This window comes from Aquiflexum lacus (assembly GCF_015476655.1).
Lineage (GTDB): Bacteria > Bacteroidota > Bacteroidia > Cytophagales > Cyclobacteriaceae > Aquiflexum > Aquiflexum lacus.
In genome coordinates this window covers 205185-216799 of sequence record NZ_JABFHF010000007.1, presented here as the reverse complement: position 1 = coordinate 216799, position 11615 = coordinate 205185, and the positions used below count along the sequence as shown (strand labels likewise).

Here is an 11615-nt window from a genome sequence, read left to right as displayed (position 1 = left end):
TATATAGGTTTACAATTTTAAATTAAATTGTGTCAACCTATTTCAGTACACGACCCTCGCATCTTGGTTCTTGTCTCCCCGAAATTCTTCGGGGCAGGCTTTGATTCTTGGTTCTCGCATCTCGCTTCTTTTGTCTAACGTCTTATGTCTCATGTCTCAACCTTCATTTCCCCCTGATAATATCCACCGGATCGACTCCACTGGCTTTCCTTGCTGGAAAATAGCCTGCAAAATAAGTGGTAATCAGACTGAAAACCCCTCCGATGATGTAGTATTTGGGATTGAAATCAACAGGAAAAGTCTTGACAGTGGGCAGTGCCTCAGTTTCAAACGGAATCCGTTCAATTCCCAAACCTGCTGCAAAACCGAGCAACAATCCGATAATCCCACCAAAAACACCAATCGTCAAAGCAATAGTGATAAAGATCTTGTTTACATCACCACCAGAAAAACCAATCGCTTTTAAGATGGCAATGGTGTCCATTTTTTCATATATCATCATATTCAGGATATTGTATATCCCAAAACCGGATACGACCAACAAGGTAATACCAACTGCATAACTGATTAAGGTTCTAATCTGCGTTCCTGTTTCAAACTGTGCATTGACGGTCTGAATATCGTCGGCATCAATTCCAAAAATCTCTCTGTATTCTTTGGCCATTGCCGGAGCCTTTTCAAAATCCTTCAGCTTCACCTGAATATCAGTGATATAAGATGTTGACTCTCCAAGCATTTTCTGGGTAGTGTTGATGGATGCATAGCTCTGTACGTTATCCAAATCGCCCAAACCGGACTGATAATATCCTACGACTTTAAGTTGAATTCTATTTCCTTGTGCGGTGGTAGCTTGAATAACATCCCCTAACTCGGCCATCATCCTATCTGCTGCACCTTTTCCTAAAATGATACTATTGGCCGTATTCTTTAAATCTAAAAAATTTCCAACAGTCACATAATCTTCAAATGCAAACAATCTCGCTTCTTGCTCTACATCAATCCCGTTAATAACTCCTGTAATGTCAATGGTACCTACATTGTAAAAAACCTGTGCTGAGATTTTTGGTGCAACTCCCAAAACTCTGGGATCCTGCTTTAAAGTCCGGATAATGGCTTCATTGTTATGGATGCTCAGCCGGCTTGCTGCAGGTTTGATGGATCGGATGATATTGTAAAAACCGGTGAAATTTTCAGAAAGATCAATGGGTTGGTTTGGATTGGGTTTGACTTCATTGTAAAATCTAATATGAGGTGTCCTGTTCAAAATCAGTCCATCCAATAATTGATTGAGGCCGTTCATAAACCCCAATAATGCCACAAACATGGTAATACTGAATACTACTCCTATAGCAGCAATGAAGGTCTGTTTAAACCTTGCCAACATCAAGGCTTTAGCAATATTTATGATCAACCCTATTTTCATTATTGAGGTTTGACTAGTACTGTTTTCTCATCTATTCCCCCGATTATTTCGGCTTTTTGATAATCTTTGATACCTAATTGAACTGCAATGGTATCTCCGTTGGAATTGAGCACAAATTGATCATTGATGATAAATGACCTGGGGATGGTCAGTGCATTTTCCTTGGTCTGAATAATGATATTGGCCTCCAGTGTAAGGTTTGGATAAAGAACAGTAGGTTCATCGACAAACACGCCCTCAACAGTAAAACTCTTGCTCAATTCATCCATTATTGGATTGACTTTGGACACAATTCCCTCAAAAGTCTTTCCCCGATAGCTATCCATGGAAACAATAATTCGCTGTCCCCTTGATACATTGACGATATCGTATTCATCTACCTGCAATTCCAAAATATATTCATTGGCACTACCAATTATCGCAAGAGGAGTTTGGGCATTGACCATTTCTCCCTTCTCTTTGAGAATTGCATAAACAATTCCATTTATCTCGCTTTTGAGTACCAAATCACTTTCAAGAGCCTTTGTAATCGCCAGATTTTTTGAGGCACTTCTTTCGTTATATTCAATTTCTCGTTTAAGATCCTGGTACCGTAGCTTGGAAGTTTCATAGGCAGTTTTGGAATTTTCAAAAGCCAGTTGTCTTTGCTCCAAATCAACTTTAGTTCCTATACCTTGATCCATTAATCTTTTCTGTCTTTCCAAAAGCAAAGAATCGTTTTGATATTTAGTTTTGGAGTATTCAATGGTCATTTCCAAGTCATTTAGCCTAGACTGATTGACCTGCCTATCAGCATAAGTCCTATTGATTTCGGCATTTTCCCGGTTTAACCTTGTCGCTGTATTAGAAATGGATAAAATCGGTGTTCCTATCTCTACTGTATCGCCTTCTTCAACAAAAATCTCCTGGACAGTTCCATTGGCATTTGTATAAGCCTGATATTGGTACCTGGCTTTGATCAATCCCGATGCATAAACAGACTCTGAAATATCTTCTCTTTGGGGGAAAATATTTTCATCAGAGGTGTCACAGGAAAAAAACCAAAATCCAATTGCAAAACAAAATGTAAAGTATTTCAATTTCATAATAGGCTGATTTGCTGCCTTGAATTTAACCGTTAATTCGTAGAAACTGTAAAGGTATTTGGAAAAATGTTTGTTGGAAGTTGGAAGTCCGAAGTTTGGAAGTTGGAAGACTGAAGACGAAATTTGGCGTCCTTGGACTTGTCTAACTTTGGTAAGAGGAGCACTTCTACATCCTTGGCTTTTTGGAATATTCCTCAGTGAGAGGAGGCAATCTTCCGGCTTTAATTGATGACCGATGTTTTCTTTGGTCTTCAGTCTTATGTCCCTGCTCGCCGGAAGGCTAGCTACTAGCCAATTTGAATTCTTGTAAAACTAGCAGCAAACAGGAAATCAAAAAATCAACTTACCCCAATTTCCCGATAAGCCATCTGCCAACTCCAGGGAAATGCTGCCCCAAAAATGCCAAAATTCTGCCATGTCCGGTAAAAACAAATGATTTCTTTCTTTTTACAATAGCTTTGACCATGACTTTGGCCGCTTTGTCTGTCGGCCACATGAGGTTTTTTGGTCTCGGATCTTTTCCTTCAGGATGAAATATCCCATCATTATCTACCCGGGTGATATCTGAATCCACAAAACCCGGATGAATGACTGTACAGCTTACACCTGTGCCTTTCAATTCTAGTTGTAAAGTCTGCCCAATGGAGCGAACTGCTGCTTTGGACGCACCATAGGCTCCTGTATTGGGATTAGGGAGATAAGCTGCTACACTTCCAATCAATGCCAATCTTCCTTTACTATTTTTCAAATGAGGAATAGCAAATTTAGCAGTCAAGGCCAATCCTGTAACATTGCCGTCCATCTGCCTTCTCCAGTCTTTTGCGGTAAGCTTCTCTAATTTACCATAAATTCCAAAACCTGCATTGGCAATAGCCACATCCAATCGACCATATTGTTTAATAATCTCCAAAACAGCACTTTCAATTTGATGCTCTTCCAAAATATCACAGGGAACGATTATTCCTTCCCCGCCAAGTTTTTTTACTTCCTTCAGAACTTCTTCCAATTCGCCAACTCTACGTGCAGAAAGGGCTAAAATCCCTTTTTGCTTGGCAAATTCATAAGCCATAAATTTTCCCAACCCTGAGGAGGCGCCTGTGATCCAAATGACTTTGTTGTTGAACATGATTTGAGTTTAGATTTTAGACACAAGACTCAAGACTCAAGACATAAAATTGAAGGCAAAATCCAACTTCTTCCTCTCACTTTAAATCTTTATTTTTATTCTTTATTTAATATCAATTCTGCCACCTAACTTTCTCTTATTTCACCCTCTCGCCCGTCGCAAATAAAATATCTCGATTCTCGCCTCTCGATTCTCCCCTCTTGGCTCTTGATTCTTGGTTCTTGGTTCTAAAATCTCGGCTCTCGATTCTCGTCTCTCGATTCTTTCTTGGCTCTTGTCTCTTGATTCTCATTTAGAAGGAAAAGACCTTCGAGATTCGAAAAACCTCAAAGGTCTCGCCTCTCGCTTCTCATTCGTTAATCCCCAAAATATCAAACACAAAAGCATACTCCCTCGCCAATTCTTTGAGGCTTTCAAACCTGCCGCTGGCGCCTCCATGTCCGGCGTCCATATTGGTATATAGGAAAAGCTTGTTGTTGTCGGTTTTCAGGGTTCTCAACTTTGCTACATATTTGGCAGGTTCCCAATATTGGACCTGTGAGTCATGAAGACCGGTAGTCAAAAGAAGATGAGGATAATCCTTGGCCTCCAAATTATCATAAGGAGAATAGGACATCATATAATCATATTGTTCCTTAATATTTGGATTGCCCCATTCCATCCACTCAAATGTGGTCAATGGAATAGTCTCATCCTCCATGGTCGTAATCACATCCACAAATGCAACCTGTGAAATAACACCCCTATAAACTTCAGGTGCCATATTGGTCACAGCACCCATCAAAAGACCTCCCGCACTTCCGCCTGAGGCAAAAAGCTTATCTTTTGCCACATAGTTATTGTCCTGCAACCATTTGGAACAATCTATAAAATCAAAAAAGGTATTTTTCTTGTTCATCATTTTACCATCCTCATACCATTCTCCTCCCATTTCCTGACCTCCTCTGATATGTGCTATTGCATAAACAAATCCCCGATCCAACAAACTTAATCGGGTGCTGCTGAAAGCAGATTCTGTAGAAGAACCATAAGACCCATAAGAATAAATCCATCCTGGACTGCTGCCGTCTTTTTTGAAAGTATCTTTTCGGTAAACTATAGACATGGGGATCCTTTTACCATCCCTGGCTGGCACCATGATCCTTTCGGTCTGATAATTTTCCTTATTAAAATCACCCAACACAGGTTGTTCTTTCATCAATGTTTTCTCCCTACTTTCCATATTGTAATCGTAGGTGGAATTGGGAGTCGTAAGGGAAGTATAGGAATACCTCAATATTTTTGTATCGAAAGCTGGATTGTATCCCAAACCTGCATAATAGGCTGGTTCTTCAAATTCCATTTGATGTTCTGAATTGTCAGCAGTTTTGATAATCCTGATATTGGCCAACCCTTCTTTGGTCTCTTGGATGGCGAGGTAGTCCTTAAAATAGTCTACACTTTCAAGGAAAATATCGGAGCGATGAGGAATTACATCTTTCCATGTACCTATTTCTGGGTTTGAAATGGGCGCTTCTACCAACCTATAATTGACTGCATCCCGGTTAGTATAAATATAAAACTTGTCGCCACCAGCATGGTCCACACTATACTGTACATTGTCCTGCACAGGGTTTATTAACTTTGGTTTACCGGGATTATCTGCATCCAAATACATGGCATAAGAAGCATCTGTCCGGCCTGAACCAATAATGATGTATTTTTTTGACTTGGTTTTTTCTACTCCACAACTCAATGTTTGGTCTTTTTCTTCAAAGACCACCTCATCCTGCGTCGCATATTCTCCCAAAATATGTCTTTTGATCTGGTAGTTTCTCAAAGTCTTCATATCAGGAATTGAATAATAAAAAGACTTGTTGTCATTGGTCCATACTGCATTGCTTCTGATGTTTTCAATTTGATCCAGAAGCATTTCACCGGTTCTAAGGTCTTTGATCATGACCGTATAAAAATTCCTGCCAACGGTATCCATGATGATCGCAGCAAGATTATGGTCCGGGCTTATAGAAGTCCAAAAGCTGAGAAAAGATTTCCCTTTTCCCAATTCATTGCCATCCATGATGATTTCTTCAGGAGCATCCAAAGAACCTTTTTTCCGGGCATAAATGGGATATTCTCCTCCTTCCACATATCTGCTGTAATAGTAATAATCGTCCAATTTGTAAGGAACAGAGGAATCATCTTCCTTTATCCTACTTCTCATTTCATTGAAAAGCTTTTCCTGAAACCCTTTGGTATGGGCCATCATGGTGTCCAAATACTGGTTTTCAGCCGTCAGATAATCGATCACTTTAGGATTTTCACGGTCATTGAGCCAATAGTAATTATCAATGCGCTTATCACCATGCTTAGAAGTGATTTCATAAGGTGTTATTTCAGCTACGGGTGGGTGTAAGTCAGGCAAACTGGAAGTTGACTCTTGGGGGGAACATGCCATACTTATGCTTAAGATTAATATTAAAAGGGTTATGTTTTCTGTTTTCATATTGATGAAGGAAGATCTCAAAGATAGGAATACTCCAAAAGGGATTCAAGCTAATCAATATAGGGAATTAGGACAAATATTTTTTCAATTGGATAAATGCTGAAGAACTAGGAAGAAATTGGCTTCCTTACAAAAGGCTGAATCCTGCCATAAGTCAGACACCTCCATAGCCACTCCAATGGTCCGAACAAAAAATATTTCAACCAGATCGGGCTGACAATCAATTGAAAAATCCAAATACCGATCACCAAGTAATAAAGCTGGTAATATTCCCATTGTGCATATTGGTTAAATCCATAGCCGAAAAAGACGAGCGTACAAATAACAGAATGCATGATATAATTGGTAAAAGCAGTCTGTCCCACAGCCCTAAGTCCGCTCATTAACCTTTTGAAATATCCTTTTTGGTAAATCAAAATGACCAGAGCCACATGGGCCATCATGATCAATATCCTTTGAAAGTCATAAATCAGGGATACCCACATGATGGAATGGGTTTCAATATATTTTAATCCTGCTTCAACATTGGGAAAATGGATGGTATTGTAAACAAAAGAGAAAATCACCAAAGGCAATCCAATGCCATAACCTATCCAAATGGTCTTGATATACTGGGCCTGAGTCCATTTCAAAGTCAGAAAACCCCATTTGTACAATGCTATTCCCAACAGCATCAAGGCCAGCATATCCCAAATTGAGAAAATCAAGTATTTGAACTGTCCCTCCCAAGCCTTGGGACGGATATGGCTTGCTACATCAGAGTAGCTTCCTTTCATCAAGGCGGTATGTTCCACCACCTCTTCTTTATTGGGAATCATATCCTTTCGGGTTTCTTCCCAAGCTTCCATTGCGGCCAATTCTTTTTCCCCTAATTCATTGCCAGCGTCTTGTATAGCGATTGCTTCTTTGTAATCCAGATATTTTCCCCGGATATTCTGCATGAACAACGTGCTGGCAACAAATCCAATAATGGCTACAATAGGCACACCCATGGCCAAGTATTTGGCTTTCATATTTCTGAAAAGGAAAGCCAACATGCCGATCAGTCCATAATAATAGAGAATATCCCCCATCCAAAGTAAAAGATGGGCATGTGCCAAGCCAAACAAGGTCAACCATATCATCCTTTTGCAAAATAGCCATGTAGCCGATTTTCCGGCTTTTTCCTTGTTGGTGTTAAAAAGTATGATCCCGGCCCCAAAGACCATGGAAAAAAGTGCGCGCATTTTACCTTCAAAAAAGATGATGTTCACCGCATGTACCCAAAAATTGGTGCTTGAAGTGTCCTGATTCCAAGGCTCAGAATAATACTCCTCCATCGAAAAATACGGAATATTCAAAATCAGAATACCCAAAAGGGCAACCCCTCTGACTATATCTATGATATCAATTCTATTGATAAGTACTGATGGTTTGGGGGAGTGGTCTACCAACTCGGTTTCGGAAGTGGTTTGTAGGGACATTGGAAAAAGAGTTTAAATTAAAAATACCATTAAAAGTAATTATTTATCAACTGATTTCCATCACATGATGATGTGATACATTGAGTTTTAAGGTAAGAAAAATCACATTAGAGAAATTTTTTTTGAATAAAAAACTGTGGGATGCAACTCCCAAATATCAATTACCATCAAACACTAAAACCAACTTAATTAAGAAAACCATGAAAAAGATTTTGTTAGCATTTCTTTCAGCTTTGGCGATCCTCTCCTGCGACAACAAGGAAGTATTGCCGATAATCAAAACCCCTGTGGTCAATTTTGCTTCACCTGAAACCATTGTTTATGAAAATGACTTTGTCGGAATTGATATTAAAATTTCCTTGACTGTTCCAGCACCGCAAGCTGAAACACTCAAAGTAAAAATCCAAAATGACTATACAACGCTACCATTTGTCGTTCAGCCTGCATTTGACCAAATGAATGAGTTGACCCTCGAAATTCCAAAAGGCAGTACAGAAGCATCCTTCAAAATTATACCAATTGATGATAACCTGAGCTTGGGACATAAGGAATTCAGGTTGGAGATTTTTGCTTTGTCAGATGGTCTGCTAAAAGGTTCAAACAACTTTTTTGACTTGACGATCTTGGACAATGAATCTCTTGGGCTGCTAAAATCCATAGAAACCACAGGAATGGGATACCATAAAAGAGAATATGAATACAATCATTTTGGAAGTTATAAAAGGGTATTGTTCAGACACAATGAAAATCAGCCGTTGTTTGCCCAAAATATGTATCTCTATAATGATTTTGGTAAAATATCCAAAATCCAAGGTGATGTGGGCCATCCTCAGCAACAGTTTCTTTATGAAGATGGAAAGCTGAAAAAAGTGGAAAGAGCCAATCACAATGAGTTTCTGGAAATTGATGAATTTGAAACTGACGAATCAGGAAGGATACAGACCATTAAACATTTCAGAAAGCTACCAAACGGTGAATTGAATCTGTTAGGCCATACCTTTTTTACCTATTTCAGTAGTGGCAGTGTACAGTCCATGACAGTATCTAAATATCGCTCAACGGGAGAGTTGGAGATTGTCCAAAAAATCACTTATGAAGCTTATAGCATGAAAAACAATCCAATTCCTTATTACAATGAAATCCCGGGAGTACTTTTACAACCAACTTTGCCCCTCAAAATGAAAGTAGAAGAAGATGGACAAGTTTTTACTTACCAATTCAACTATACTTTTGATGCCTTAGGAAAAGTTACAGAAAGAAAATTGACCGGCCCAAGCGGAATAGAATTCACAAAATATGTGTATTATTAGGGGAAGGGATTGGTGGAATTTTTTTATATGAACTTGTCTATAGAAATTATTCTGTATTTGTTACGCCTTTAACAACCTCATAACTTTTACGGCAAAATTAGAAGTTTGCTGCAAAGGTTATGAGTTGCTTTTATGGTCAACCCTTCTATTTCAGTCATCATTGGAAGGTCCATGGTTCTTAATAGGATGAAGAAGGGAATTATTAATTACAGTTCCTTTGAAAGGAATATTGAAGGTATTAGGATTTTGGTAAATACAGTGATCGAAATGGGCTTGAAACAGTCTATCCCAAGGAAGGGGCTCCATGAGCCGGTCAAAAAGTCTTAAGACGGTATACCAATTTTTGGATGATAGAGGATGGCAAATGGATGATATAGGCCAGGCATGCGAATGTGATTTGTAATTAGTTAACTTTCAATACAAATCCCCCAACTCTTCTGCCCAACCCCTCTGCTTTTTTTAAAAATAGCTCATTTACTTCCTTATCTGCAAAATCCCCTTCTCCTGTAATGGCTGAAGCACCAAAAGCAGCTTCCAGTTCATCCCCTCCGACTATGATCATTCCATGAATCATCATGGCCCGAATCATACTAAACATCACTGCTTCTTCCCCAATAGAAAAACCTCCACCTGTGACAAACACAGCGCCGATTTTATCTTTCAATGGTCTACCTTCAAAAGGCCATGAATTGATAAAAGCTTGCACCTCAGGAGTCATATTGGCATTGTAAACCGGTGAGCCTAAAATGATGGCTGATGCATTCAAAATTTCATCTTCAGTCACATCAGCTATAGGCTTGAGGATATATTCAAGGCATTGGACCTCTGCTACTCCCTTAGCCACTGCCTCGGCCATGGCTTGGGTTTTGCCGGATTGGGAGTGGTAGGTGATCAGGATGGTTGGGGGAGATTGGGCGAACAAAGCCTGTGAAAAGCCAAGCGTTAGGATAAAAAATAAATGGACAAGAGTTTTCATTTAAAGCAGATTGATTAGATACTATAACAATAAAATTACCCACTTTTAACCAATAAAGGAAATTCTTAAAAGGGTCTCGGCAAGCTCGACCACCGGAGTGTTTTAAATTTAAAAAGGAGGGGGAAGGAAATGCGGCTTTGCCGCATTTCCTTCCCCCTCCTTCAACAACAAGTATCCGGTCACCGAGCTTGCCGAGGTGATTACTTTTCACGCTTAAAAGTCCTCACCTCAAAATGATTCTTATCCATTTTTGGCCAATCTTCTCCAACAAAACCATAAGCTGCCTGCATCAGTTTGAAAAAAAGGTCTTTTTTCTCCTCCTCGGGTAGATTCCTATAGTGCTTTTGATGGTCTGATGCCTCTTTGAATGTTTGGATGGTAAATGCTTTCTTGTCCATTTTCATAGCGATAATCTTTTATTTCTTTCCATTACCAAACTACCTTTAAACCACAGTCTATATATAATTTGATACTTTCACCGTCTCTGAATAGATTAAGATCATTTTGTAAAGCCTGCCAGATCAACATCCGATCAAAAACTTCATAATCCCATTCCTTCAAGTTCTTTCTCCGATCACTGATTGTCTTCTTTATTGATCGTAATCCATTGATTATTGAAAAATCAATCTTATAAATGGGTTATTTTTCCGGTGCTTGATTGAAAATCAAACTCTTGATTTTCCAATTGCCTTTCTCATCTTTAGTCCAGTGGGTGAGTGTTCTTGCCCGATATGTCCAAGTACTTTGGTCATTCCTGACCCAATCAACCTGAAATTCTCCCCTTTCTATAAGATCCTCTCCTGATGGTGTCAATTCCAAAATATTATGTTGATAGACACTCGAAATGTGATCGGAAAACAGGAAATCATAAAATGATGCAATCTTTTCCCTTCCTTGATTCACAGGGAACTCAGGAGCGATATTCAATCCATTTTCCAAATAAATTGAAGCACAGGAAGCTGCATCCTGACTATGCCATGATGCTACAAATACATCCCATATTGATTCAATTTCAATTTGGTGATTTTGATCTTGAATTTCTTGAGAGGAACACGAAAATAAGATCAATAAGAAGCAAAAAAAGAATGTGGTTTTTGAAAACTTAGAATAATTGGACATAAGTTCATCTATTTTAAGGTTGACATATTTTATAAATTTAAAATTTAACCTTGTAAAAAAATTCAAATTGCAAAAATTTTAATTTGCATCTACTACAAAATCAGCTATTTAAATGGATAAAACCATAAAAGGAAGTCCGATCTCATTTTTGATTTCCAGTTTTGATACGTTTATCGTGCCTTATACATATTATCTTTTAACTAAACCAATTAATTATCATGAAAACCAAATTAATGACCACAGGAATTTTAATTTTAGGACTTGCAACTGCTCCTATGTTAGCTATGTCAAATACACTTGATGTGACAGCAATTGAGTCTAATTTCACTCAAGAGCAAGAAAAACAAGACAAGCAAGATAAAGTGAAGATTGAAAAGGAAAATTTACCTCAAGCTGTAAGAGATGCTTTCAAAAAGGATGAAAAAACCGGCAAAGAGGAAATAAAAGAAGCTTGGCAGATGAGGGGGGAAGATGGCAAAATGTACTATGCGATCAAATTCGATCATAATGGCAAAGAGATGTCCAAAAAATATGATGCTACTGGCAAAGAAAAGAAAGACTAATTTATTTGAACCACTAACAACAAAGCACCGGCCACTTGCCGGTGCTTTTCTTTTTTAGTTATAAT

The 11615-nt window shown here is 38.6% G+C and carries 10 protein-coding genes; 2 read left to right on the top strand and 8 right to left on the bottom strand.

Annotated elements, in window-relative coordinates; all coding sequences use genetic code 11:
• Positions 1–163: 163 nt before the first annotated feature.
• From HMJ38_RS09120 to HMJ38_RS09100, 5 genes are all read right to left on the bottom strand, one after another.
• Entirely contained in the window at positions 164–1423 is a 1260-nt protein-coding gene (locus HMJ38_RS09120; protein WP_194974068.1) for an ABC transporter permease, read from the bottom strand.
• Positions 1423–2508, bottom strand: coding sequence for an efflux RND transporter periplasmic adaptor subunit (locus HMJ38_RS09115; RefSeq protein ID WP_194974067.1), 1086 nt, complete (start codon positions 2506–2508; stop codon positions 1423–1425). The genes HMJ38_RS09120 and HMJ38_RS09115 overlap by 1 nt, the downstream gene beginning before the upstream one ends.
• A 343-nt stretch (positions 2509–2851) precedes the next feature.
• Complete coding sequence (locus HMJ38_RS09110) at positions 2852–3634, bottom strand: SDR family NAD(P)-dependent oxidoreductase (protein WP_194974066.1); 783 nt, start codon at positions 3632–3634, stop codon at positions 2852–2854.
• 349 nt (positions 3635–3983) lie between these two features.
• Positions 3984–6071 carry a S9 family peptidase gene (locus tag HMJ38_RS09105; RefSeq protein WP_228779974.1) on the bottom strand — a complete coding sequence of 696 codons (2088 nt, stop codon included), beginning with the start codon at positions 6069–6071 and terminating at the stop codon, positions 3984–3986.
• Positions 6072–6226: 155 nt separating this feature from the next.
• Complete coding sequence (locus HMJ38_RS09100) at positions 6227–7582, bottom strand: DUF418 domain-containing protein (protein ID WP_194974064.1); 1356 nt, start codon at positions 7580–7582, stop codon at positions 6227–6229.
• A gap of 200 nt (positions 7583–7782) precedes the next feature.
• Here HMJ38_RS09100 and HMJ38_RS09095 point away from each other — a divergent pair, with 200 nt between their 5' ends.
• Complete coding sequence (locus HMJ38_RS09095; RefSeq protein WP_194974063.1) at positions 7783–8892, top strand: hypothetical protein; 1110 nt, start codon at positions 7783–7785, stop codon at positions 8890–8892.
• Between the two features lie 403 nt (positions 8893–9295).
• On the opposite strand, the gene HMJ38_RS09090 is transcribed toward HMJ38_RS09095, so the two are convergent.
• The 3 genes from HMJ38_RS09090 to HMJ38_RS09080 all read right to left on the bottom strand — a co-directional run bounded on the left by HMJ38_RS09090 (position 9296) and on the right by HMJ38_RS09080 (position 10987).
• A complete protein-coding gene (locus HMJ38_RS09090; protein WP_194974062.1) occupies positions 9296–9868 on the bottom strand; it encodes a flavodoxin family protein in 573 nt (190 codons plus the stop codon).
• Between the two features lie 200 nt (positions 9869–10068).
• Complete coding sequence (locus HMJ38_RS09085) at positions 10069–10272, bottom strand: hypothetical protein (RefSeq protein ID WP_194974061.1); 204 nt, start codon at positions 10270–10272, stop codon at positions 10069–10071.
• 235 nt (positions 10273–10507) lie between these two features.
• Positions 10508–10987 carry a YybH family protein gene (locus HMJ38_RS09080; RefSeq protein ID WP_194974060.1) on the bottom strand — a complete coding sequence of 160 codons (480 nt, stop codon included), beginning with the start codon at positions 10985–10987 and terminating at the stop codon, positions 10508–10510.
• Positions 10988–11205: 218 nt separating this feature from the next.
• Here HMJ38_RS09080 and HMJ38_RS09075 point away from each other — a divergent pair, with 218 nt between their 5' ends.
• Positions 11206–11550, top strand: a complete 345-nt coding sequence (locus HMJ38_RS09075) for a hypothetical protein (protein WP_194974059.1) — start codon at positions 11206–11208, stop codon at positions 11548–11550.
• The last annotated feature ends 65 nt before the right edge of the window (positions 11551–11615 follow it).

Bases quoted from the DNA above. Each gene is read 5' to 3' on its own strand.
- HMJ38_RS09120 (WP_194974068.1), bottom strand. From the start codon at position 1,423: ATGAAAATAGGGTTGATCATAAATATTGCTAAAGCCTTGATGTTGGCA.
- HMJ38_RS09115 (WP_194974067.1), bottom strand. From the start codon at position 2,508: ATGAAATTGAAATACTTTACATTTTGTTTTGCAATTGGATTTTGGTTT.
- HMJ38_RS09110 (WP_194974066.1), bottom strand. From the start codon at position 3,634: ATGTTCAACAACAAAGTCATTTGGATCACAGGCGCCTCCTCAGGGTTG.
- HMJ38_RS09105 (WP_228779974.1), bottom strand. From the start codon at position 6,071: ATGGCATGTTCCCCCCAAGAGTCAACTTCCAGTTTGCCTGACTTACAC.
- HMJ38_RS09100 (WP_194974064.1), bottom strand. From the start codon at position 7,582: ATGTCCCTACAAACCACTTCCGAAACCGAGTTGGTAGACCACTCCCCC.
- HMJ38_RS09095 (WP_194974063.1), top strand. From the start codon at position 7,783: ATGAAAAAGATTTTGTTAGCATTTCTTTCAGCTTTGGCGATCCTCTCC.
- HMJ38_RS09090 (WP_194974062.1), bottom strand. From the start codon at position 9,868: ATGAAAACTCTTGTCCATTTATTTTTTATCCTAACGCTTGGCTTTTCA.
- HMJ38_RS09085 (WP_194974061.1), bottom strand. From the start codon at position 10,272: ATGAAAATGGACAAGAAAGCATTTACCATCCAAACATTCAAAGAGGCA.
- HMJ38_RS09080 (WP_194974060.1), bottom strand. From the start codon at position 10,987: ATGTCCAATTATTCTAAGTTTTCAAAAACCACATTCTTTTTTTGCTTC.
- HMJ38_RS09075 (WP_194974059.1), top strand. From the start codon at position 11,206: ATGAAAACCAAATTAATGACCACAGGAATTTTAATTTTAGGACTTGCA.